General features: G+C 75.0%; 20 protein-coding genes. 10 read left to right on the forward strand and 10 right to left on the reverse strand.

Annotated features, from left to right (window positions below):
- Window positions 1–107: 107 nt before the first annotated feature.
- Entirely contained in the window at window positions 108–1,391 is a 1,284-nt protein-coding gene (gene serS / locus VEW93_09440; GenBank protein HYI62012.1) for a serine--tRNA ligase, read from the forward strand.
- Complete coding sequence (locus VEW93_09445; GenBank protein ID HYI62013.1) at window positions 1,388–2,044, forward strand: class I SAM-dependent methyltransferase; 657 nt, start codon at window positions 1,388–1,390, stop codon at window positions 2,042–2,044. Before serS ends, VEW93_09445 begins: the two co-directional genes overlap by 4 nt.
- A gap of 39 nt (window positions 2,045–2,083) precedes the next feature.
- Here the strand turns inward: VEW93_09445 and VEW93_09450 are convergent, their stop codons facing one another.
- On the reverse strand, window positions 2,084–3,202 hold the full coding sequence (locus tag VEW93_09450) for a betaine/proline/choline family ABC transporter ATP-binding protein (GenBank protein HYI62014.1): 1,119 nt from the start codon (window positions 3,200–3,202) through the stop codon (window positions 2,084–2,086).
- Between the two features lie 173 nt (window positions 3,203–3,375).
- Between VEW93_09450 and VEW93_09455 the strand changes: the two genes are divergently transcribed.
- The 5 genes from VEW93_09455 (at window position 3,376) to VEW93_09475 (ending at window position 9,326) form a co-directional block, all read left to right on the forward strand.
- On the forward strand, window positions 3,376–4,161 hold the full coding sequence (locus VEW93_09455) for an ABC transporter permease (protein ID HYI62015.1): 786 nt from the start codon (window positions 3,376–3,378) through the stop codon (window positions 4,159–4,161).
- 29 nt (window positions 4,162–4,190) lie between these two features.
- A complete protein-coding gene (locus VEW93_09460; GenBank protein ID HYI62016.1) occupies window positions 4,191–4,961 on the forward strand; it encodes an ABC transporter permease in 771 nt (256 codons plus the stop codon).
- 40 nt (window positions 4,962–5,001) lie between these two features.
- Window positions 5,002–5,961, forward strand: coding sequence for a glycine betaine ABC transporter substrate-binding protein (locus VEW93_09465; GenBank protein ID HYI62017.1), 960 nt, complete (start codon window positions 5,002–5,004; stop codon window positions 5,959–5,961).
- 79 nt (window positions 5,962–6,040) lie between these two features.
- Complete coding sequence (pdxH, locus tag VEW93_09470) at window positions 6,041–6,676, forward strand: pyridoxamine 5'-phosphate oxidase (GenBank protein HYI62018.1); 636 nt, start codon at window positions 6,041–6,043, stop codon at window positions 6,674–6,676.
- A 52-nt stretch (window positions 6,677–6,728) separates the two neighbouring features.
- Window positions 6,729–9,326 carry a penicillin acylase family protein gene (locus tag VEW93_09475; GenBank protein HYI62019.1) on the forward strand — a complete coding sequence of 866 codons (2,598 nt, stop codon included), beginning with the start codon at window positions 6,729–6,731 and terminating at the stop codon, window positions 9,324–9,326.
- An 11-nt stretch (window positions 9,327–9,337) separates the two neighbouring features.
- Here the strand turns inward: VEW93_09475 and VEW93_09480 are convergent, their stop codons facing one another.
- The 5 genes from VEW93_09480 to VEW93_09500 form a co-directional block, all read right to left on the reverse strand.
- Window positions 9,338–10,183: a cytochrome c biogenesis protein CcdA gene (locus VEW93_09480; protein ID HYI62020.1), complete on the reverse strand. Its 846-nt coding sequence runs from the start codon at window positions 10,181–10,183 to the stop codon at window positions 9,338–9,340.
- Between the two features lie 85 nt (window positions 10,184–10,268).
- Complete coding sequence (locus VEW93_09485) at window positions 10,269–11,057, reverse strand: TlpA disulfide reductase family protein (protein ID HYI62021.1); 789 nt, start codon at window positions 11,055–11,057, stop codon at window positions 10,269–10,271.
- A 109-nt stretch (window positions 11,058–11,166) separates the two neighbouring features.
- On the reverse strand, window positions 11,167–11,769 hold the full coding sequence (locus tag VEW93_09490; GenBank protein ID HYI62022.1) for a helix-turn-helix domain-containing protein: 603 nt from the start codon (window positions 11,767–11,769) through the stop codon (window positions 11,167–11,169).
- Entirely contained in the window at window positions 11,766–13,019 is a 1,254-nt protein-coding gene (locus VEW93_09495) for a cytochrome P450 (GenBank protein ID HYI62023.1), read from the reverse strand. Before VEW93_09495 ends, VEW93_09490 begins: the two co-directional genes overlap by 4 nt.
- Before the next feature lie 142 nt (window positions 13,020–13,161).
- Window positions 13,162–13,467, reverse strand: a complete 306-nt coding sequence (locus VEW93_09500; protein HYI62024.1) for a metal-sensitive transcriptional regulator — start codon at window positions 13,465–13,467, stop codon at window positions 13,162–13,164.
- 180 nt (window positions 13,468–13,647) lie between these two features.
- On the opposite strand from VEW93_09500, the gene VEW93_09505 reads away from it, so the two are divergent.
- Window positions 13,648–15,189: an AarF/ABC1/UbiB kinase family protein gene (locus VEW93_09505; protein HYI62025.1), complete on the forward strand. Its 1,542-nt coding sequence runs from the start codon at window positions 13,648–13,650 to the stop codon at window positions 15,187–15,189.
- A gap of 12 nt (window positions 15,190–15,201) precedes the next feature.
- Here the strand turns inward: VEW93_09505 and VEW93_09510 are convergent, their stop codons facing one another.
- From VEW93_09510 to VEW93_09525, 4 genes are all read right to left on the reverse strand, one after another.
- Entirely contained in the window at window positions 15,202–15,909 is a 708-nt protein-coding gene (locus VEW93_09510; GenBank protein ID HYI62026.1) for a YceI family protein, read from the reverse strand.
- Entirely contained in the window at window positions 15,906–16,457 is a 552-nt protein-coding gene (locus VEW93_09515; protein HYI62027.1) for a hypothetical protein, read from the reverse strand. The genes VEW93_09510 and VEW93_09515 overlap by 4 nt, the downstream gene beginning before the upstream one ends.
- A 256-nt stretch (window positions 16,458–16,713) precedes the next feature.
- Window positions 16,714–16,917: a hypothetical protein gene (locus VEW93_09520; GenBank protein ID HYI62028.1), complete on the reverse strand. Its 204-nt coding sequence runs from the start codon at window positions 16,915–16,917 to the stop codon at window positions 16,714–16,716.
- 9 nt (window positions 16,918–16,926) lie between these two features.
- The gene (locus tag VEW93_09525; protein HYI62029.1) at window positions 16,927–17,328 is read right to left on the reverse strand and encodes a hypothetical protein; all 402 of its coding nucleotides are present in this window, start codon (window positions 17,326–17,328) and stop codon (window positions 16,927–16,929) included.
- A 122-nt stretch (window positions 17,329–17,450) separates the two neighbouring features.
- Here VEW93_09525 and VEW93_09530 point away from each other — a divergent pair, with 122 nt between their 5' ends.
- The gene (locus tag VEW93_09530) at window positions 17,451–19,031 is read left to right on the forward strand and encodes a hypothetical protein (protein HYI62030.1); all 1,581 of its coding nucleotides are present in this window, start codon (window positions 17,451–17,453) and stop codon (window positions 19,029–19,031) included.
- Between the two features lie 52 nt (window positions 19,032–19,083).
- Window positions 19,084–22,878, forward strand: a complete 3,795-nt coding sequence (locus VEW93_09535) for an ATP-binding cassette domain-containing protein (protein HYI62031.1) — start codon at window positions 19,084–19,086, stop codon at window positions 22,876–22,878.
- Window positions 22,879–22,886: the final 8 nt, after the last annotated feature.

The following is a 22,886-nucleotide window of genomic DNA, read 5'->3' on the forward strand; positions in this document are numbered from 1 at the left end:
GTCCCCGACCGGCCGGCCCGCCGCCCCCGGGCCGACGCCGCCCCGGTGGCCCGGACCTGCGGGGGAACGGCGACCGGGGCCGGGGGGTGGGCGTCTAGCGTGCGCCCGTGCTCGACATCAGGCGCATCCGCACCGACCTCGACGGCGTGACCGTCGAGCTGGCCCGCAAGGGCGTCGGCCCGGCCGAGGTGACCCGCGTCCACGAGCTCGATGCCCGCCAGCGCGACGTGGCCACCCGGCGCGACGAGCTGCGCCGCCAGGTCAAGGCGCTGTCGTCCGAGGTGGGCCGCCTCCACCGAGAGGGCCAGGCCGACGAGGCCGAGGCGGCCCGGGCCGAGAGCCGGCGGCTGGGCGACGAGGAGAAGGCGCTGGCCGGCGAGGCCGACGCGCTGGCCGGCGAGATCCGCGACCTGCTCCTGGCCATCCCCAACACCCCCCACCCGGCCACCCCCAGCGGCGCCGACGACCGTGACAACCCGGTGCTGCGGGTCACCGGCTTCGACCCCGACGGCTACGGCGAGCACCAGCGGGTGCCCCACTGGGAGACCGGCGCCGCCCTCGGCATCCTGGACGTGGAGCGGGCGGTGAAGCTCTCGGGGGCCATGTTCACCATGCTCCGGGGGGCGGGGGCCACGCTGTCGCGGGCCCTGTGCCAGCTGGCCCTGGACCGCAACGCTGACGCCTTCGAGGAGGTCCGGCCCCCCAGCCTGGTCACCACGGCCACCCTCACCGCCACCGGGCAGCTGCCCAAGTTCGCGGAGGACGCCTACGCCATCGAGCGCGACGACCTGTGGTGCATCCCCACCGCCGAGGCGCCGCTCACGTCCCTGGCCGCCGGCGAAGTCCTCGACCCGGCCGACCTGCCGGTGCGGCTCATGGCCTACTCGCCCTGCTACCGGCGGGAGGCGGGCTCGGCCGGCCGCGACACCCGGGGCCTGCTCCGCACCCACGAGTTCGACAAGGTCGAGATCCTGGCCTACGCCACCCCGGAGCAGGCCCCCGCCCTGCTGGAGGAGATGATCGGGCGGGCCGAGGGCCTCGTCGCCGAGCTGGGGCTGGCCCACCGGGTCATCGAGATCTGCGCCGGCGACCAGGGCCAGAGCCACCACCGCAGCTTCGACATCGAGGTCTACGCCCCGGGCTGCGACCAGTGGCTGGAGGTGTCCTCGGTGTCGTGGCTCTCGGACTACCAGGCCCGCCGGGCCAGCATCCGCTACCGGCCCGAGGGGGCCAAGGGCACGGAGCTGGTCCACACCCTCAACGGCTCGGCCCTGGCCGTGCCCCGGGTGTGGGCCGCCCTGGTCGAGACGTACCGCCGCCCCGACGGCGCCGTCACCGTCCCCGACCCGCTCCGCCCCTACATGCGGGGCGTCGAGGTCATCGGGGCATGAGCGGCACCGTCGCCCACCTGGAGCGGGTGGTCGGGCACCCGGGCTCGACCCCGAGGCGGGCGGGGCCGGAGGCCGACGTCCACCCCATGCGGGTGCTGACCGAGGCCATGGCCGCCGACCCGGCCTCGTGGGACGAGGCCCAGCGCCGGGAGGTGGCCGCCTTCTTCGACGGCCTGGCCCCCGAGTGGCACACCCGGGCCGGCCCGGGCCGCGACCTGCCGGTGCTCGACGCCTTCGCCCGGGGCGTGCCCGAGGGCCTGGCCGGCCCGGCCGCCGAGGTCGGTTCCGGCATCGGCCTGGCCTCGGCCACCGTGGCCTCCCGGTTCGCCCCGGCCCTGGCCGTGGAGATCTCCCCGGAGATGCTGCGCCTGGCCCCGACCGGCCCGGCCCACCGGGTGCTGGCCGACGGGGCCCGCCTGCCGGTGGCCGACGGGTCGCTGGCCGCCGTGGTGCTGATGAACGCCTTCCTGTTCGGTCCCGAGTGCGCCCGGGTGCTGCGCTCCGGGGGTGTGGTGGTGTGGGTCAACAGCCGCGGCTCGGAGACGCCCATCCACCTCCCGGCCGAAGCGGTGGTGGAGGCCCTGCCCGGGCACTGGGAGGCCACGGCCAGCGAGGCCGACACCGCCACCTGGTGCGTGGCCGTCCGCCCCTGACCGAGCAGCCGGGCGGCGGGGCCGGGCAGTGGGGCGGGCTCAGGCGGCGCGGCGGCGGGCGATCTCGTGGAGGCGCTCGGCGCTGATCACCCCGACCAGGACCTCCCGGTCGTCGACCACCGCCACCCACCCGGCGTCGTCCAGGAGCAGGGCGGCGAAGGCGTCCTTGAGGGTGTGGCGGTCCTGGGCCACCCGGGCGTCGAGGGCCACGGCGGCGTCGCCCACCGTGGTCGAGCCGGCCCCGTCGCCCTCGGTGGCCGAGTGGCGCAGCACGCCGACCAGGCGGCCGTCGTCGACCACCGGGGCGTGGACCCACCCGGCGGCGTCCAGGCGGCGGCGGGCCTCGGCCAGGGTCAGCCCCACCTCCAGGACCACGGCCGGGGCCTCGGCGTCGCCCCGCTCCAGGGGCAGCACGTCGAGGCGCTTCAGGCCCCGGTCGGCCCCCACGAAGCTGGCCACGAAGTCCGAGCCGGGGTCGGCCAGGATCTCCGACGGGGTGCCGTAGCGGGCCAGCACCCCGCCCTCGGCCATCACCGCGATGCGGTCGCCCAGGGTGACGGCCTCGTCGATGTCGTGGGTGACGAACATGACGGTCTTGCGCACCGTGTCCTGGAGGCGCAGGAACTCCTGCTGGAGGCGGTCCCGGCTGATGGGGTCGATGGCCCCGAAGGGCTCGTCCATGAGCAGCACCGGCGGGTCGGCGGCCAGGGCCCGGGCCACCCCGACCCGCTGGCGCTGCCCGCCCGAGAGCTGGTGGGGGTAGCGGCCCCGGTAGTCGCCGGGGGGCAGGCCGACCAGGTCCAGCAGCTCGTCGGTGCGGGCCCGGGTGCGGGCCCTGTCCCAGCCCAGCAGCCCCGGCACCGTGCCGATGTTGTCGGCCACGGTCTGGTGGGGGAACAGGCCCACCTGCTGGATCACGTAGCCGATGCGGCGGCGCAGGGCCACGGGGTCGACGTGGGTGACGTCGTCGCCGTCCAGGACGATGCGCCCCGAGGTGGGCTCGATCAACCGGTTGACCATGCGCATGGTGGTGGTCTTGCCGCACCCCGAGGGCCCCACCAGCATGCAGATCTCGCCCTCGGGGACCTCCAGCGACAGCTCCCGCACCGCCACCTGGCCGTTGTCGTAGCGCTTGGTCACCTGGTCGAGCGTGATCATCGGGCCGGGCCTCTCGATGGGGGGCGGGACCGGGCCGGTACCACCGACCAGGGTCCGTTGGCACCGTCCGCCGGGGAGGCTACCGTCAGCCGGGATCCCACTGACCCACCGGTCGCACGCTGCGGCCGACAGGCCGGCCGACCCGGGGCGCGTCACACACGCGGGAGGGCACCGTGCATCTCCAACACGTCACGTCGCCCTGGACCCTGGCCGTCTCCAACACCGAGCGCTGGTGGTGGGGCGAGTGGGTGGGCCGGGACGCCAACCGGGAGCTCATCGCCGATGCCACCCGGGAGCACGTCATCCTCACCGTGGGAGCGGTGCTGCTGGGCCTGGCCATCGCCCTGCCGGCCGCGGTGGCCGTGCACCGCCACCCCCGCTTGAAGGGCGTGGTCCTGGGCACCGCCGGCGCGCTCTACACGGTGCCGTCCCTGGCCCTCTACGCCACGCTCGTCCCCTACACCGGCCTGTCCCGCACCACCGCCTTGGTGCCCCTGGTCCTCTACACCCTGCTCATCCTGGTGCGGAACACCGTCACCGGCCTGGAGCAGGTGCCGGCCGAGGTGCGCGACGCCGCCGACGGCATGGGCCTCAGCCCCCGGCAGCGGCTGTGGAAGGTGGAGATGCCCCTGGCCCTGCCGTCGATCATGGCCGGGGTCCGCATCGCCACCGTCAGCACCATCGGCATGTTGACCATCGCCGCCCTGGTGGGCCTGGGCGGCCTGGGCCAGCTCATCCTGGTGGGCCTGAACCGGCCCGTCCGGACCGCGGTCACGGTGGGCGTCCTGCTCTCCATCGTGCTGGCCGTGGGCTCCGACGTGGGGCTGGCCGCCCTGGGCCGCCGCCTGGCCCCGTGGTCGGCCCGCCGTCGGCGCCGTGGTCCCGCCGGCCCGGTCGCCGCCCACGCCGGCGCCGGGGCCCCGGCCGACGCCGCCACCGGCGCGGTGGTGGGCGCATGAGCGGCCCGGCCCGGCCCGGAGGTCGGTGAGTGGACCAGGTCGTCGACGTCGTCAACTGGCTCCGGGACGCGGCCAACTGGCGGGGCTCCACCGGGGCGTGGGCCCGCGTCGGCGAGCACGTGCAGATCTCGGCCGTGGCCGTGCTGGCCGCGGTCGTGCTGGCCGTGCCGGGGACGCTGTGGCTGGGGCACACGCGCCGTTTCGGCCTGCTGGCCATCAACGTGTCCAACGTGGGCCGGGCCCTGCCCTCCTTCGCCATCCTGGTGGTCGGCACCCAGCTCCTGGGCCTGCTGGAGAAGCCGGTCATCGGCTCGGTCAGCGTGTTCGTGGCCCTGGTGGCCCTGGCCGTGCCCCCCATCGTGACCAACACCTACGTGGGCATGGCCGAGGTGCCCGACGAGGTGCGCGACGCGGCCCGGGGCATGGGCCTCTCCGAGGGGCAGATCCTGCGCCGGGTCGAGCTGCCCCTGGCCGTCCCGCTGATCATGGCCGGGGTCCGCACCTCGGCCGTGCAGGTGGTGGCCACCGCCACCATCGCCGCCCAGCTCGGCTTCGGGGGTCTGGGCCGCTTCATCATCGACGGTTACGCCCTGCGTTCCTCCGGCGGCTTCACCGACGTGCTGGCCGGCGCCCTGCTGGTGGCGGCCCTGGCCCTGGCCACCGAGGGGGCCCTCGGCCTGGTGCAACGGGCCCTCACCCCTCGGGGCCTGCGGATCGAGCGGCGGGCCCACCGCCCCGACCTCCTCGACGATGCCTCGCCCGTCGGCGCCGGGCCGGAGCCCGTGCCGGTCGCAGCCTGATCTCACCCACCCCTGACCCCACCGAAAGGCACCACCCGCCGTGATCACCCACCGACGCCGCCTGGCCGGCGTCCTCCTCATCCCCCTCCTGGCCCTGGCCATGGGGGCCTGCACCGACAGCGACGACGGCGACGCCACCGGCGACACGTCCGGCCCCGACACCGCCGAGTTCACGTTCCGCCCCCTGGACACCGGGGGTCCCAACACCGTGGCCGCCCTGGAGGCCGGCGACATCGACATCGCCCTCCTGTTCTCCAGCAACGGGGCCATCGCCGCCAACGACTGGGTGGCGCTGGAGGACGACCAGGGCCTCCAGCAGGCCGAGAACTTCGTGCCCGCCATCCGGACCGAGGCCACCAGCGACGACATCGCCGCCGTGCTCGACGCGGTGAGCGAGGGCCTGACCGACGACGTGATCCGGGCCGCGGTGGCCCGGGTGTCCATCGACGGCGGCAACCCCGAGGACGTGGCAGCCGACGTGCTCACCGAGCTGGACGTGCCCGCCGACCTCACCGCCGAGGGCGACCTGACCGTGGGTAGCGCCAACTTCACCGAGTCCACCCTGGTGGCCCAGATCTACGGCCAGGCCCTGGAGGCGGCCGGCGTCACCGTCGACTACACGCCCGAGATCGGCCCCCGCGACGTCTACTTCCCGGCCCTGGAGACCGGCGAGATCGACCTCATCCCCGAGTTCACCGGCTCGCTGGCCCTGTTCCTGGACGACACGGCCGAGCCCGGCTCCGACCCGGACGCGGCGCTGGAGGCGGCCCGCGAGCTGACCGAGTCGCGGGGCGTGACCCTCCTCGGCATCGCCCCGGCCCAGAGCGCCAACACCTTCGTGGTCACCTCCCAGACGGCCGAGAAGTACGACCTGGCCAAGATGTCCGACCTGGTCGACGTGGAGGACCCCCTGGTCCTGGGGGGCCCGCCCGAGTGCCCGGAGCGGCCGTTCTGCATCCCGGGCCTGGAGCGGCTCTACCGCCTGAAGTTCGCCTCCTAGGCGCGGCCCGTCCGCGAAGCTGGCGGCGATGGCCGACGGCACCCCACGCCCCGACGGGACGGCGGAGGGGTCGAGCCCCGTGCTCGACCTCTCCGCCACCCGCGAGCAGTACCTCCACGACGGCCTCCACCGGGCCGACCTGGCGCCCGACCCGCTCGACACGTTCCGGGCCTGGTACGCGACCTGGGAGGCCACCGGCCCCTACGACCCGGCCGCGGTGGCGCTGGCCACCGCCACCCCCGACGGGCGCCCGTCGGTGCGCTTCGTGCTGGTGCGCCGGGTCGACCACGGCTTCTGCTTCTTCACCGACACCACCAGCCGCAAGGGCCAGGAGCTGGCCGCCAACCCCCAGGCCGCCCTGTGCTTCGGGTGGATCGCCCTCAGCCGCCAGGTCCGGGCGGTGGGTCGGGTCGAGAGCCTGACCGTCGCCGAGGTCGACACGTACTGGCGCACCCGCCCGGTGGGCAGCCGCATCTCGGCCGCGGCGTCGGCCCAGAGCCAGCCCGTCGCCGACCGGGCCGCGCTGGAGCAGCGCCGCGACGAGGTGGCCGGCGCGGTGCGGGGCGACGACGTGCCCCGGCCCGACGGGTGGGGCGGCTACCGGCTGGTGCCCGACGAGGTGGAGGTGTGGCAGGGGCGGGCCGACCGGCTGCACGACCGCTTCCTCTACACCCGCTCCGGGCCCGGTTGGGACCTCCAGCGGCTGATGCCCTGACGGGGCCGCCCCCCTCGGCGACGTGACGTCCGGCACCTGTACGGTGCCGGCCATGCCCCCCCGCCGCCGCCCCTGGTCGTCCTCCGCTCGCCGGCTGCTGGCCGTGGCCCTGGCCGCGACCCTGCTGGCCGCCGCCTGCTCGGGCGACGACGGCGACGGCGACGAGGGCGCCCGCCCCGGCGACGACGGGCCGGCCGGCACCGTCCTGGGCCAGGGCGACCGCTACGAGGCCACCATCCGCCGGGACGGGGCCGGCGTGCCCCACATCACCGCCGACACCCTGGCCGGCGCCGCCTTCGGCCAGGGCTGGGCCAGCGGCGAGGACCGGGCCTGCGACCTGGCCGACCAGCTGGTGCGCATCCGGGGCGAGCGGGCCCGGTGGTTCGGGCCCGGCGAGGACGACGAGCACATCGCGTCGGACCTGTCGTGGCGGGCCATCGGCGTCGCCGAGGTGGCCGCGGCCGACTGGGAGACGGTCAGCGACGAGGTGCGGACCCTCCTCACCGCCTTCGCCGAGGGGTGGAACGCCCACCTGGCCGAGGTGGGGGCGGACGGGCTGGCGGGCTGGTGCGCGGGCGAGGAGTGGGTGCAGCCGGTGGAGCCGGTCGACCTCTACACCTACGCCCGCTCCATCGCTCTCCAGGCCTCCAGCGGGGCGGTGGCCGACCTGCTGGGCTCGGCCCAGCCCCCGGAGGCGACGCCCACCCCCGACGCCGGCGGTGAGGGCGGGGCCGTCGTGCCCCAGAGCACCCGGGGCGCCGGGACCGGCGCCGGCCTCGGCGGCGACGCCCCGCTGGCCTCCAACGGCTGGGCCGTCGGGGCCGAGCGCTCCACCGCCGGCGGGGGGCTGCTGCTGGCCAACCCCCACTTCCCGTGGGAGGGCGAGCTGCGGTTCTGGGAGGTCCACCTGACCGTGCCCGGCGAGCTCGACGCCTACGGCGTGCAGCTCTCGGGCCTGCCCGGCATCGGCATCGGCTTCACCGACACCTTCGGCTGGACCCACACCGTCTCGGCCGGCAACCGCTTCACCGCCTACACGCTCGACCTGGTCCCCGGCTCACCCACCACGTACCGCTACGGCGGCGAGGAGCGGGAGATGACCTCCGAGGAGGTCACCGTCGAGGTGCTGGGCGACGACGGCGAGCTCACCGACGAGACCCGCACCCTGTGGCGCACCCACTACGGGCCGGTGCTCGACTTCCCCGGCGTGGGCTGGACCGACACCCAGGCCATCACCCTGCGCGACGCCAACATCGACAACGACGAGTTCCTCGAGCAGTACATGGCCATGATGCAGGCCGACGACCTGGACGACTTCATCGCCATCCACCGCGACGTCGGCGGCGTCCCGCTGTTCAACACCATCGCCACCTCGGCCGACGGCCGGGCCTGGTACGCCGACACCTCGGCCACCCCCGCCCTGTCGGACGAGGCCCTGACCGGCTACGAGACCTCGCTGGCCGCCGATGTCATCGTGGCCGCGGCGGCCGACGCCGGGGCCATCCTCCTGGACGGCTCCGACCCGGTCAACGAGTGGGAGGAGCGGGAGGGGGCCCGCGACCCGGGGCTGGTGCCGTACGCCGAGATGCCGGTGGCGGAGCGGTCCGACTACGTGTTCAACGCCAACGACCCGTTCTGGATCTCGCACGCCACCGAGCTGCTGGAGGGCGACTACTCGCCCCTCCACGGCCGTCAGGGCACGGCTCCCTCGCCCCGCACCCGCGAGAACGCCACCGTCCTCGACGACACCACCGCCGAGGGCCCCTCGGGCCCGGACGGCACCTTCACCCTGGAGGAGCTGGCCGCCGCCGCGGTGCAGAACCGGGGCTACACGTCCCGGGCCCTGCGGGAGGCGGTGGTCGAGCGCTGCACCGGTGCCGCCCCGGTGGCGGTGCCGGCCCTGACCGACGACGAGGGCGCCGAGGAGCTGCCGGCCGCCACCGTGGACGTGGCCGAGGCCTGCGCCGTGCTGGAGGCGTGGGACGGCACCTACGACGTCGACTCGGTGGGCCCGCCGGTGTGGCGCGAGCTCATGGGCCGCTTCGCCGGTGAGGACCTGACCGAGGCGGGGGCCCTGTGGGCCGAGCCCTTCGATCCCGCCGAGCCCATCGCCACCCCCCGGGGCCTGGCCCCGATCCCCCAGCCCGACCCCGACCCGGTCCTGGTCAACCTGGCCCGGGCCGTGCAGGTCCTGGACGCAGCCGGGGTGGCCGTCGACACCGCCCTGGGCGAGGTCCAGGTGGCCGAGCGCAACGGCACCCTGGTGCCCATCCACGGCGGCCAGGGGGCCGACGGCGTCACCAACGTGGTCGAGTGGGGCGGCGGGGGCACCATCCTGGACCCGGCCACCACCGACCTGTCCCGTGACCCGGTGGTCTCGGGTTCGGACCTGGCCGAGGTGACCGGCAGCGGCGCCGACGGCACCGGCTACCGCATCACCTACGGCACCTCGTTCATGATGGCCCTGGCCTACGGCGAGGACGGCCCGCAGGCCCAGGTGTTCCTCACCTACGGCAACACCGAGGACCGCGACGACCCCGCCTACCTGGCCGCCACCGAGGCGTTCTCGGACAAGGAGTGGCGCCCCGTGGCCTTCACCGAGGCCGCCGTGGCCCGGGCCGCGGTGGAGACGATCACCGTCCGGGGCTGACCCCGGTCGGGTCAGCGGGGGGCGCGGCGGGTGGAGCGCAGGACCAGCACCAGGGCGATGGCCGCCACCACGAGGGCCAGGGCCAGGCCCACCTCCACCCCGCCGATGGACTGCACCCAGGCCGAGATGTCGAACGACCAGCCCCAGACCCGGTCGGTCACCGGGTCCGACGGCGAGGCGCCCGAGCGCAGCTCGCTGGCCCCGTACCAGACCAGGTAGGCGCCGGTCAGCACGAACAGCAGGCCCGAGGCCCGGCCCACGTGCGGCGAGGCCCGGCGCACCAGGGCGGCGGCCGAGCCCCGGGCCACGGCCACGGCCATGGACAGGGCCACGATCACCAGGGTGAAGCCGGCGGCGAAGGCCCCCAGGCGGGCCAGCCCGGTGCCCCAGTCGGCGCCGAAGGTGGTGGCCACGTGGGCCACGAAGAGCTGGATGGAGCACGACACCGAGACCACGGCGTAGGACACGCCGTAGAGGAACATGGCGGCCAGGCCCCGGCCCCCACCCGTGCGGTCCAGGCGGGGGAGGGGCAGGCGGATGGCCCGGCCGGCCAGCAGCACCACCCCCATGGCCACCAGGGCCAGGCCCACCACCGGGGTGACCCAGGGGGTGATGCGCTCCACCTCGGCCGAGGCCGCCGTCACCAGGGCGCCCAGGGTGCCGAACACGGCCACGAACCCGGCGGAGACGGCCAGGGCCACCACCACGGCCCGGGTCACGGCCACCGGCGTGGGTCGGGTGGCCTCGTCGCCGGTGATGAACCACCCCAGGTAGGCGGGCAGCATGGGCAGGGCGCACGGGTTGACGGTGGCCACCATCCCGAAGGTGAAGGCGGCGGCCAGCCCCAGGTCGGCCATCAGGCCCCGCCCGGTCCCGGGCGGGGGGCCATGGCCCCCCGGCCCCCGGTGGGCATCGGGACCGTCGGGCGCCCGGCGGCGGCCGTCACCCGCACTCCTCCAGGCCGCCGGCGTAGACGGTCTGGTTGAGCTTCTCGCACAGGCGCTCGGCCGAGATGGTGCGCTGGATCACCTCGGCGATGGTCCCGTCGGGCAGCACCAGGAGGGTCACCGGGGCGGTGACGATGCCCAGGGCCCGGGTCAGCGCCCCCTCGGCGTCGACCAGCAGGTCGTAGGTGACGCCGGTCTGCCGGGCCAGGTCGCGGGCGTCCTGGGGGTCCTGGTCCCGGATGTTGACCCCCACGAACGAGACGTCGTCGCCCAGGGAGGTGTGCACCCGTTGGAGGTCCGGCATCTCCTCCACGCAGGGGGCGCACCAGCTCCCCCAGAAGTTCACCACCAGGGGCTGGCCCTGGTAGTCGGCCAGGCTGGCCCGCCCCTCGCCGGCGAGGCGGTCGAGGGCGATGTCGGGCACGACCTCGGCCTCGGTCAGCAGGCCGGCCTCGGGCTGCTCGCCGTCGTCGTCCCCGGTCAGGGTGCTCACGACCAGGCCGGCCAGGACGGCGGCCACCAGGGCCACCAGCGCGCACACCATGAGGGTGCGGGCGTCGAGGAGCGACCGGCGCGGGGGCCGGCCCGTCCCGGGGCCGCGCTCGGGCGCCGTCCCGTCGGGCCCGCCCCGGTTCGTTGCCGCGGTGGGCCCGCCATCGCCCGGGCTCGGGTCGCCGGCCACGACGGGAGGGATGCCGCCATCGCCCGGGGTCGGGTCGCCGGTCGCGTCGGGAGAGGTGGCGCCGTCGCCCTGGGCGGGAGGGTCGGCGGGACCGGAGGCCATGGCCGCAGGCTATGGCTCCCTCCCGACCGGGGCCATGTGGAGCCCCTCCTCGCCGGATGCGTGGTGCGCCGCGGGGACGCCGGTGTCCCCGCCCCTCGGGCCAGAGGGGTCAGGGGGTCGGCACCAGCAGCAGGGCCAGGTCGGCGGCCCGGCGGCGGGCGTGGCCGGCCAGGGCCTCGGGCTCGACCAGGGTCGCTTCCAGCAGCAGGGCGAACAGGGTGCCGGCCACGGCCCGGGCGGCCACGTCGGGGGCCACCGTCATCTCCGGCACCAGCCGGGGCAGCGTGTCGGTGAGGGCGGCCTCGATGGTGGCCCGCAGCCCGTCGCCCACTGAGCGGGCCGTCGGGTCCCCGTGGAGGGCCTCGCTGAGCAGCAGGCGCCAGATGGGGGCCTCGGCCATGGCCCCCTCCCACATGTCGTGCACCAGGGCGGCCAGGCGCTCGGGGGCGGGCAGGCGCAGGTCGGGGACGGGCAGGTGCTCGAGCTGGGCCCCGTAGCGCCGCTCCTCGATGACCGCCCGGAGCAGGGCGTCCTTGGACGGGAAGTAGTGGTAGAGCGCGGCCACGTGCAGACCGCACGCCGTGGCCAGGGTGCGCATGCTGGTGGCCGACGCCCCCCGGGCGGCCATGAGGTCCAGGGCCGCGTCCAGGATGCGCTCGCGCTGGCCGGGCCGGGCCCCCCGCTCGGCGGGCGGGGCCGCGGGGGCGCTCACGTGCGGGCCGGGTTCGACACCGGGGTGAAGACGGCCGGGAGGTGCTCGATGCCGACGACCAGGGTCGAGCGGTTGCGCTGGATGGTGGACGGGTCGACGGCCCGGATGTCGGGCAGCCGGGCCAGCAGCTCCTCGAACACCAGCTTGACCTCCAGCCGGGCCAGGTTGGCGCCCAGGCAGTAGTGGGTGCCGGCCCCGAAGGCCAGGTGGTTGTTGGGCTGGCGGTCGACGACGAAGTCGTCGGGGCGGTCGAAGGCCCGCTCGTCCCGGTTGGCCGACTGGTAGAGCATGAGGACCCGGTCGCCGGGCTCGATGCGCTGGCCGTGCACCTCGTGGGCCTGGGTGGCGGTGCGCATGAAGGTCATCACCGGCGTGGTCCACCGGATGATCTCGTCGACGGCCAGGTCGATCAGGCCCGGGTCGTCGAGCAGCTTCTGGCGCTGGTCGGGGTGGCGGCTGAGGGCCAGGAGCCCACCGGAGATGGCGTTGCGGGTGGTCTCGTTGCCGGCCACCAGCAGCAGGGTGAGGAACATGAGCAGCTCGTCGTCCTGGAGGGCGCCGTCGCCGTGGAGGCCGGGGTCGACGGCCTTGTGCTCCTTGTCGAGCCCCCCCTCGTCGAAGGCCCGGGTCAGGATGCCGATGATGTCGTCGGTGGCCTGCTGGCGCCGCTGGGGGATGAGCTCCAGGCAGGCCTGGGCGAACTCGCCGAAGGCGGTGGCCGCGGTGTGGAGCTCCGGGGCGTCGCCCACGTGCCCGTCGCCGGCCATCATGGCGTCGGACCAGCGGTACATCTTGTCCCTGGTCTCGGGGTCGAGGCCCATCATCTCGCAGATGATGATGAGGGGCACCTGGGCCGCCAGCTCGTCGACGAAGTCGATCTCGCCCCGCTCCTGGACCTCGTCGACGATGCGGCGGGCCAGCTCCCGGATGTGGGGGGCCAGCTCCCGCACCCGGCGGGGGGTGAAGCCCCGGTTGATGAGGCGGCGCTGGCGGGTGTGCTCGGGGTCGTCGAGGGCGATGAGGGACATGTCGGCCGCCACCTTGGGCCGTACGCCCTGGGCCGCCGACCACAGGTCGGACCGGCGCGACACCTCGAACACGTCGGCGTGCCGGCTGACCACCCACAGGTCGTTGCCCTCGTCGCGGTACAGGGGGGCCTCGTCGCGCAGCCACCGGTAGGTGGCCCAGGGGTCGTCGTAGAGGGCCGGGTCGAGGATGTCCACGGGCAGGGGGGGAGCGGCGGTGGGCATGCCGCCACGGTCGCGCTGAACGATCGTTCAGTCAACCCAAGCGATCGTTCATCGACACCTTGGACCGCTGTCCGCCACGGAGGCCGTCAGCGGTCCAACGTTCGATGGGGTGGGGACCGAACGGTCCCCCCGTCGTGCCCGGTCAGCGGATGAGGCGGGCGATGGCGGCGGTGGCCTCGGCCACCATGCGGTCGGCCTCGGCCCGGGCCGCGTCCTGGTCACCGGTCCCCTCGGCGTCGCGGGCCGCCCCGGCCACGCAGTGGCGGATGTGCTGGTCCAGCAGGCCCAGGGCCACGCTCTGGAGGGCGGAGCTGACGGCGCTGATCTGGGTCAGGACGTCGATGCAGTAGGTGTCGTCCTCGACCATGCGCTGGAGGCCGCGGACCTGGCCCTCGATGCGGCGCAGGCGCCGGGTGTAGTCGTCCTTGTCCATGGAGTAGCCGCGCATCGCTCCTCCGGGGGGTGGCGGTGGACGGCCAGGGTACCCCCGGGGGGTACGCAGGCGGCGGTGGGTGGGGCGGCGTCGCTCGTCCGAGTGGGCCCGCGCCGGTGTGGTCGGCTGGAATCGCCGGCGAACCGGGGGCCGGTGCGGCCTGCCGCCCCGGTCCCCCCGCCCGAGAGGACCCCCGTGGCCCCAGACCCGTCCCCGTCGCGCCGGCCCGCCCTGCTGGGCCTGGCCGCCGCGGCCGGAGTGGCCGGCACGGCCTGGGCCCGGGCCCGCCGCCGAGGCCGCGCCGTGACCGCCGTGAGCTCCGTGCCCCGCTCCCCGTCGCCGGTGGGTGGGGGTTCGGTGCTGGCCCGCAATGCCCAGCTCGGGGCGGTGGGGGCCCGGTCGGCCGGGCGCTACGCCGCCCACCGGGCCCGGCGCACGTTCGCGGCGGCCGAGCGGCGCCAGGACCTCGACGCGCAGTTCCAGCTGCGCACCGCGGAGGACGTCACCGCCGCCCTGGGGAACATGAAGGGCGCCCTCATGAAGCTGGGCCAGATGGCGTCGTACCTCGACCAGGGCCTGCCCGAGCCGGTGCGCCAGACCCTGGCCCAGCTCCGCACCGACGCCCCGCCCATGGCCCCCGAGCTGGCCGCCCGGGTGATCGAGGAGGAGTTGGGCCGGCCCCCGGACCGCCTCTTCGCCCAGTGGGACCCCGAGCCCATCGCCGCTGCCTCCATCGGCCAGGTGCACCGGGCCGTCACCCACGACGACCGGGCCGTGGCCGTCAAGGTCCAGTACCCGGGGGTGGCGGCGGCCATCCGCTCGGACCTGGCCGGGGTGGGGGTGCTCTTCGGGGGGATGGGCCTGGCCTTCCCCGGCCTGGAGCCCGAACCCCTGGTGGCCGAGCTGCGGGAGCGCCTGCTGGAGGAGCTCGACTACCGGCAGGAGGCCGGCAACCTCCGCCTGTTCGCCGAGGCCTACCGGGGCCACCCGTTCATCCACGTGCCCGACCCGGTGCCGGAGCTGTCGACCGGGCGGGTGCTGACCACCGACCTGGCCGTGGGCGATCCGTTCGAGGTGGTGGTGGCGGCCGACCAGGCCCGTCGCGACCACGCCGCCGAGGTGATCTACCGCTTCGTGTTCGGCAGCCTGTACCGGCTCCGGGCCTTCAACGGCGACCCCCACCCCGGCAACTACCTGTTCGGCCCCGAGGGGCGGGTCACGTTCCTGGACTTCGGCCTGGTCAAGCGGTTCGACACGTCGGAGTTGGCCGGCTTCAGCGCCATGGCCGAGGCCATCGCCGTGCGCCGGGACCCGGCCCGCTTCCGGGCCGTGTGCGAGGAGATCGGCCTGTTGCGGCCGGGACAGGCCTTCACCGACGAGGAGGTGATCGACTACTTCGGCCACTACTACGAGCTGGTCGAGCGGCCCGGCCCCTTCACCGTGACCAGCCAGTACGCCAGCGAGTCGGTGCGGCGCATGTTCGACGCCAGCGGGCCGTACGCCGAGATCCAGAAGGCGGCCAACGTCCCGCCCGCCTTCGTCATCATCCAGCGGATCAACCTGGGGCTCTACGCCATCCTGGGCGAGCTGGAGGCGACGGCCGACTGGCGGCGCATCTGCGAGGAGCTGTGGCCCTTCGTGGACGGCCCGCCCAGCACGCCGCTGGGCCAGGCCGAGGCCGAGTGGCTGGCCCGCCGGGCCCGGGACGGCACGGGGGTCGGCCCGGTCCCGGGCTGACCGGCCCGTCGCTCAGCCCTGCTCCAGGGCGATGACGAAGTCGAAGGTGCCCTGGTCGTCGACGTCGGCCAGGAACGGGGCGGTGGGCTTCTCGATGTCGTGGTCGGCCAGGGCCACGGGGATGGAGTCGACCGCCGCCACCTGGATCTGGGACCCGACGACGCGGGCCTCCACGGTGAAGGTGATCTCCCGGGTCACGCCGTGGAGGGTGAGGTCGCCGGTGGCCTCGGCCGTCACCTTCTCGCCGCCGGCCGGGTCGTCGCCGATGTCGATGGGCTCGGTGAGGGTGAACGACGCCTCGGGGAACTGCTCGATCTCCAGGCCCTGCCGGTCCATGGCCTGGCGGCGGTTGGCCACGTCGAGGCCGGTGGGGGCGTCGTCGAAGGCCAACCGGGTGAGGTCCACGGTGAACGCGGCCTCGGTGACCTGGGAGCCGGCGATGGTGATCGAGCCCTCGACCCCCGGGGTCTCCCCGGTGGCGGTGTGGTCGGGGAGGGCGGTGAAGTCCTCGGTGATGGCCATCAGGGCCCGGGTGCGCTCGCCCTCGACCGCGTTCCAGGTGCCGTCCAGCGAGTCGGGGGCCTGGCCCGCCGGTTGCTCCGACCCGTCGTCGACGGTGAGGTCCTCGGGGGTGTCGTCCCGCAGGAAGTACCAGGCGCCGGCGCCGATCACGGCCAGGACCACCAGGACGACCACCGCGGCCAGGATCTTCTTGATCATGCAGGCAAGTGTGGCTCACCCGGGCCCGCTCCGGGGGGCCGCCGGGCCTCGGCGTGGTCGGGGGGCGGGGCGGGGAGCGGGGGCGGGGCGTCCCGGTGCTCGGCGGCCAGGGCCCGGCGCCGGCGACGGCGGACCACCAGCAGCTCGACGGCGAAGGCCCCGCCGCCCACCACCGTGGCCCCCAGCACCAGCACGGCGGCGGGCACCGCCCGTGACGCCACCCGGTCCTGGCACCGCGTGGCCCGGGCCGCGTCGGCCACGTCGGGGGCCAGGGTCACCACCTCGCCCCCGTCCACGATCTGGTCGTTGCCGTCGGGCACCACGTCGACCCGGCCCTGGTACAGGTAGGCGCCGGGCGCGCCGCAGTCCTGCACGGGGGGGTTGCGCACCGGCACGACCAGCAGGAGGGTTGCGGCGACGTAGGCCAGCAGGGCCAGGGCGGCCAGCGCCCGGGTCAGCCGGGCCAGGGGGCCGGGTGGGGTGACGGGCCCCTCGCCGGGGCTCTCGACGCCGCCCGGCGCGGGGAGCGGAGGGGGGGCGTCGTCCACGGCGGGGGAGCCTGGCACAGATGGGATGGGGGCCGGCTCCGAGGAGGGGAGGTCCTGGAGCCGGCCCCAGTGCGCCGGGTCGCACCTGGCGGTCGTCGGTGTGCGAGACGATCACCAGGAGGTGGGATGAGAGCGACCCGGCAACGCTGCCCCTCCATCGGGCCCTTCGATGGCGCTTGTGAGACTTTGACCGCAGAAAGTGAGGAAGAATGTCGTCTTCTGTCGACAAGCGTGACAGAAAGGGCGAAGCTCCAGGTCAGCCCCGGATCAGGGTGGCCAGGGCCCACACCGTGGCCACCAGGCCCAGGCCCGCCATGGCCAGGCTCCGGCCCACCGGCGCCCGGCTGCCCTCGGCCGTCATGCGGGCCGGCGGGCGGGCCACGGCCAGCAGGTTCCCGACCAGCATGGCCCCCCCGAAGGCCAGCAGCAGGTAGGCCAGGAGGTCGTCGCCCAGGAACACGCCCCGAGGCTACGGGGAGGCCCGGACCGCCGTCCCATCATCGGCGGGGGGGCCGGCCGTCCCCCGCCGGCTGCGGCGGGCCGAGCGGACGACCACGGCGGCGATGACGGCCACCGCGGCCAGGATCACGCCCAGCAGGGCCAGTTGCTCCCACCCGCCCGGCTCGCCGGGCTCGGCGGCGGCCTGGCCGGTGCCCGGCTCGGGGATGATGCCGGGCCGGTCGCCGGACCGCTGGGAGGCCCGGCAGGCGGCGTCGTCCGGCGCGCAGGCCACGGTGGAGGCGGTGGTGGCCACCGGGTCGCCGGCCCCGCCGTCGGCCAGCACGGCGATGGCCACCAGGACCAGGATGGCGCCGAACACGCCCACCCCGGCCAGGACGATCGAGCGTCGGTCGGAGCCGTCGGCAGCCACCCGGCCAGTGTGGCACTCCGGCTGGGTGCCACATACCGTGACCAGGCGCCCAGCATCCGTGGCATGACACCGGTCACTGTGGGATGGTTGCCCCAAACCCTCATCCGTGACCGGGAGTATGGATGGACGCCGCCACGCCATCGACCACCACCTCCGGGCGCCCGCCGCGCCCGGAGCCGCCCCGGCGGCGGCTCCTGGGCGGCTACGCGCCACTGGCCGTGGCCCTCGTGGCCCTCGCCGTGGTGATCGCCGTGGTGCCCAGCACCGCGCCACCCGAGGTCGAGGCGGCCGACGTCGACGCCGGCACCGAGGGCCAGCCGGCCACCGGCTGGGGAGACACGGTCGAGGCCTGCCCCGGGGGCGGGCCCCAGGTGGAGGGCGACCCCTACTCCCCGCCGTGCTTCACCTTCCGCGGCGACAACGGCGGGGCCACGGCCAAGGGCGTGAGCGAGGACGGCATCACCGTCACCTACCGGCAGACGCCCGAGCCCAACGTGCTGTCGGTGCTGGCCGGGCTGATGGGCATCGAGTTCAACGAGACCCCCGAGGACTTCCGCCGGACCACCGAGGGGCTGGTCGACTACTTCAACGCCAACTTCGAGATGTACGGCCGGCGGATGGTCTTCGAGTCCTTCGAGGGCAACGGGTCCCTGGTCACCGAGCTGGTCGGCGGCGGCCAGGAGGACGCCGCCAACGACGGCCTCCAGGCCGGGGTGGAGCACGCCGCCTTCGCCGACATCACCGCCGTGACCCAGCCGTACGCCGAGGCCCTGGCCCGGGAGGAGACCATCGGCTTCGGCGCCCCCTACATGTCCCGCGAGTGGTTCACCAGCCGCCGCCCCTACGCCTGGAGCATCGCCACCGACTGCTCGGTGGTGGCCGAGGCGGCCAGCGCCTACTCGATCGACCGGCTCCTCGACCGGCCCGCCATCTTCGCCGAGGGGGCCCTGAAGGACCGGCCCCGCAAGATCGCCGTGATCGCCCCCAACAACCCCGAGTACCAGCGGTGCGCCGAGGCCGGCCTCGACATCCTGGCCGACGCCGGCAAGGAGATCGACTTCGTCACCGACTACGTGCTCGACCTGGGCCGCATCCCCAACCAGGCCAAGAGCATCAGCGCCCAGATCGTGAGCCGGGACATCACCACCATCTCCTGCTTCTGTGACCCGTTCATGGTGCTGAGCCTGGCCCAGGAGATCGAGAGCCAGAACCTGCAGCCCGAGTGGATCGCCACCGGCACCGGCTTCGTCGACCTCGACCTCATCGGCCAGGGCCTGGCCAACCAGACCGACCAGTGGGACCGGGCCTTCGGGGTCAGCCCCCTGGCCGAGCAGCTCCCCCAGGGCGAGAGCGCCGGGTACCGGGCCTACAAGTCGGTGCGCGACGACGAGCCCTCGCTGGCCGTCGACGTCCTCTACTACCAGCTCTACCAACTGGCCCTGGGCATCCAGATGGCCGGCCCCGAGCTGACGCCGGAGACCTTCGAGACCGGCCTGTTCAGCTTCCCCGCGGCCTCCGGCCCCGCCGGCACCTGGGACTACTTCCCCGAGTCGTACACGCCCATCACCGACCTGCGGGAGATCTGGTGGGACCCGGACCTGGTGTCGCCGTTCAACGGCGACGCCGGCTCCTACGCCTCCAACAACGAGCGCTTCAGCCTCGACGAGCTGCCGTCGGGCCAGCCCGAGGTGTTCGGCCGATGACCCCGGCGACAGGCCGCGCCACCCCCGACACCACCCTCCGGGAAGGACGACCATGAGCGATCGCAGGCTGCTGGCCGCCGGAGCGGCGTTCGTCGCCTTCGTGGCCGCCGGGTTGCTGGGCCTGTACGACGCGTCGCTGGGGGTGGTCCTCCAGGGCGCGGCCCTGGGCGTCGGCACCGGCCTCATGGCCGTCGGCCTGGTGCTCATCTACCGCACCACCCGGGTCATCAACTTCGCCTACGGGGCCATGGGCACCGTGGCCGGCGCCCTGGCCAGCGGCCTCACCCTGGGCTCGCTCGAGTGGAGCTGGTACCTCTCGGCCCCCCTGTCCATCGTGGCCGGCGTGGCCGTGGGCCTGCTGGTCGAGTTGACGGTCATCCGGCGCTTCGCCACCTCCCCGCGCCTCGTCCTCACCGTGGCCACCATCGGCCTGGCCCAGGCCCTCGGCGGGCTGGCCCTGTTCATGCCCGGCTGGTTCGGCACCGAGGCCCTCAACCCGGGCTTCAGCACGCCCCTCTCCGACACCGAGTGGACCGTGTCGCCGGTGACGCTCGACGGCAACCACCTGGTGCTGGCCGCTGTCGCCCCGTTGGTCCTCCTGGCCCTGGCCTGGTTCCTGTTCCGCACCGGGGCCGGCACCGCGGTGCGGGGCATGGCCGAGAACCTGGATCGGGCCCGCATGCTGGGCATCCCCGTCAACCAGCTCAACCTGCTGCTGTGGGGCGTGGCCGGGGGCCTGGCCGCCGTCACGGTCGTCCTCAAGGCCCCGACCCAGGGCCTCTCCGTCGACGCCGCCGCCGGGCCCACCGTCCTGCTGGCCCCGCTGGCCGCGGCCGTCATCGTGGGCATGCGCTCCATCCCCGGGGCGTTCCTGGCCGGCGTCGCCGTCGAGATCCTGGACCAGCTGGCCCAGATCAACCTGGACTCCCGCACGTGGACCTACGTGGTGCTGCTGGGTGTCATCGTCGTCGGCCTGCTGTTCCAGGAGCGGGCCACGGGCCGGGCCGACGCCGCCGGCGAGGGCACGTGGTCGGCGGTGGGCGTCACCCACCGGCTGTCGCGGCCCCTGGCCGCCCTGCCGGAGGTCCGGGCCCTGCGCGTGGTCGGTGCCCTGCTGGTGGTCGGCGCCCTGGTGTGGATCCCCCTGGCCGGCAGCCCCTCGCAGGTCAACGACGGCACCATCACCCTCATCTACGCCCTGGCCGCGGTGTCGTTGGTGGTCCTCACCGGGTGGGGCGGAGTGGTGAGCCTGGGCCAGTTCGCCCTGGTCGGCGTGGGCGGGGTGGTGGCCGCCAACCTCATCGTCGACCACGACCTCGACCTGTTCGCCACCATCGGGCTCTCGGCCCTGGCCGGCGGGATCGTCGCCGCCGTCATCGGCATCCCCGCCCTGCGGGTCTCCGGCCAGCTCCTGGCCGTCACCACCCTGGCCTTCGCGGTGGCCATGCAGGTCCACGTCATCAACCCGGCCAACTACGCCGGCCTGGTGCCCGGCGACTTCGAGCGCCCCGAGCTGTTCGGGTCGGTCGACCTGGCCACCGAGCGCTGGCTCTACCTGCTGGCCCTGGTGCTCCTGGCCGGAGCGGTGGCCATCGTGTTCAACCTGCGCCGCACCCGCACCGGCCGGGTCGTCCGGGCCACCCGCGACAACGACCGGGGCGCGGCCGCGGTCGGCATCAGCACCACCCGCACCAAGATCACCGCCTTCGTCATCTCCGGCATGTTCGCCGGGACGGCCGGTGCCCTCCACGCCGTGGCCCTGCGGGGCATCGGCGTCAACACCTACGAGGCGGCCGACAGCCTCCTGCTGTTCTCCATGGCCGTCATCGGCGGGGTGTCCTCCCTGGGCGGCACCCTGGCCGGCGTGGCCCTGGTCCAGTGGCTGGGCTACACCTTCCCCCGGCTCCAGCTCCTGCTCACGGGGGTGGGGCTGCTGGCCATCCTGATGGTGCTGCCCGGGGGGCTGGGCCAGGCCTACGAGCGGCTGCGCGACCGGGTGGCCCACGCCGCGGCCCGGCGCCGGGGCGTGTCCCTGGTCGACGAGCTGGCCCTGGCCGACGGGGCCGACGGGGTCGCCGAGACCCCGGAGCAACGGGCGGCCGCCGCAGCCCTGGCCGTCGAGCGGGAGGAGCGGGCCGGCGCCGCCCGGGCCGGCGACGCCGCCGCCGCCGAGGCCGGCCTGTCGCGGGCCGACGCGCCGGGCGGGGGCGCCGAGGGCGCCCTGGTGTCGTGCTCGGGGCTGGAGTCGGGCTACGGCTCGCTCCAGGTGCTCTTCGGCGTGGACGTGGCCGCCGGCGACGGCGACGTGCTGGCCCTCCTCGGCACCAACGGCGCCGGCAAGTCCACCCTGTTCAAGGCCATGGTGGGCCTGCTGCCGGTCACCGCCGGACGGGTGACCTTCGCCGGCCAGGACATCACCGGCCTGCCCCCCGAGAAGGTGGCCCGCCGGGGCCTGTCGATGATGCCGGGCGGCAAGGGCGTGTTCCCCACCCTCACCGTGGCCGAGAACGTGCGCCTCTCGACGTGGATGCTCCGGGGCGACCCCGAGCGGGCCCGGGGCCGGACCGACGAGATGCTGGACATGTTCCCCATCCTCCGCGACCGCTGGGACCAGCAGGCCGGCAACCTCTCCGGGGGGGAGCAGCAGCAGCTCTCCATCGCCATGGCCTTCGTGACCGAGCCCCAGGTGGTGCTCATCGACGAGCTGTCGCTGGGCCTGGCGCCCGCCGTGGTCGGCATGCTGGTCGACAAGGTGCGGGAGCTGCACCGCCAGGGCACCACCATCGTCCTGGTCGAGCAGTCCATCAACGTGGCCCTGCTCATGTGCGAGAGCGCGGTGTTCCTGGAGAAGGGCCAGGTGCGCTTCCGGGGACCGACCGCCGGCCTGCTGGAGCGACCCGACATCCTCCGGGCCGTGTTCATCGGCAGCGACGACGGGCCGGCGGCGGGCGACTCGGGAGCCAGCGGCGACGACGCCGGGACGACGGACGCCGACGGCGACGACGCCGCGGCCGCGGGTCCGGCCGGCCGTGGCTTGGCCCTGGAGTGCCGCCAGGTGTCCAAGCGCTTCGGCGGCATCACCGCCGTCGACGAGGTGGACCTCACCGTGGCCCCCGGCCGCATCGTGGGCCTCATCGGCCACAACGGCGCCGGCAAGACCACGCTCTTCGACGTGCTGACCGGCTTCCTGGAGATCGACGGGGGCCGGGTGGTGCTGGGCGGCACCGACGTCTCCGACATGGCCCCCCACCGGCGGGCCATCCTGGGCGTGGGCCGGTCGTTCCAGGAGGCTCGCCTCTACCCGTCCCTCACCGTGCGGGAGTGCATCGAGGTCTCCCTGGAGCGCCACCTGGCCAACCGGGACCCGGTGGCCGCGGCCCTGCACCTGCCGGCGTCGGTCGACTCCGAGCGGGCGGCCGAGGCTCGGGCCGAGGAGCTCATCGCCCTGCTGGGCCTGGGCGCCTTCCGCGATCGACCCACCGGCGAGCTGTCCACCGGCACCCGGCGCATCGTGGAGCTGGCCTGCCTGCTGGCCCAGGACCCGGCGGTGGTGCTCCTGGACGAGCCCACGGCGGGCGTGGCCCAGGTCGAGACCGAGGCCCTGGTGCCCCTCTTGCGCCGCATCCAGGCCGAGACCGGTTGCTCCATGGTCGTCATCGAGCACGACATGGCGCTGTTGTCGGAGCTGTGCGACGAGTTCGTGGCCCTGGAGCAGGGCCGGGTGATCGCCCGGGGCACGCCGGCCGAGGTGCTGGCCGATCCGGACGTCATCGCCTCCTACCTGGGCACCGACGACCAGGTCATCCAGCGCTCCGGCGAGCGGCGCTCCACCACCCCGACGGCCTGAGCCAGGGG

This window comes from Acidimicrobiales bacterium (genome assembly GCA_035630295.1).
In the GTDB taxonomy this organism is placed as follows: Bacteria; Actinomycetota; Acidimicrobiia; order Acidimicrobiales; family Iamiaceae; genus Iamia.

Bases quoted from the DNA above. Each gene is read 5' to 3' on its own strand.
- VEW93_09445 (HYI62013.1), top strand. From the start codon at position 1,388: ATGAGCGGCACCGTCGCCCACCTGGAGCGGGTGGTCGGGCACCCGGGC.
- VEW93_09475 (HYI62019.1), top strand. From the start codon at position 6,729: ATGCCCCCCCGCCGCCGCCCCTGGTCGTCCTCCGCTCGCCGGCTGCTG.
- VEW93_09500 (HYI62024.1), bottom strand. From the start codon at position 13,467: ATGCGCGGCTACTCCATGGACAAGGACGACTACACCCGGCGCCTGCGC.
- VEW93_09535 (HYI62031.1), top strand. From the start codon at position 19,084: ATGAGCGATCGCAGGCTGCTGGCCGCCGGAGCGGCGTTCGTCGCCTTC.
- VEW93_09495 (HYI62023.1), bottom strand. From the start codon at position 13,019: ATGCCCACCGCCGCTCCCCCCCTGCCCGTGGACATCCTCGACCCGGCC.
- VEW93_09530 (HYI62030.1), top strand. From the start codon at position 17,451: ATGGACGCCGCCACGCCATCGACCACCACCTCCGGGCGCCCGCCGCGC.
- VEW93_09510 (HYI62026.1), bottom strand. From the start codon at position 15,909: ATGATCAAGAAGATCCTGGCCGCGGTGGTCGTCCTGGTGGTCCTGGCC.
- VEW93_09480 (HYI62020.1), bottom strand. From the start codon at position 10,183: ATGGCCGACCTGGGGCTGGCCGCCGCCTTCACCTTCGGGATGGTGGCC.
- VEW93_09485 (HYI62021.1), bottom strand. From the start codon at position 11,057: ATGGCCTCCGGTCCCGCCGACCCTCCCGCCCAGGGCGACGGCGCCACC.
- VEW93_09450 (HYI62014.1), bottom strand. From the start codon at position 3,202: ATGATCACGCTCGACCAGGTGACCAAGCGCTACGACAACGGCCAGGTG.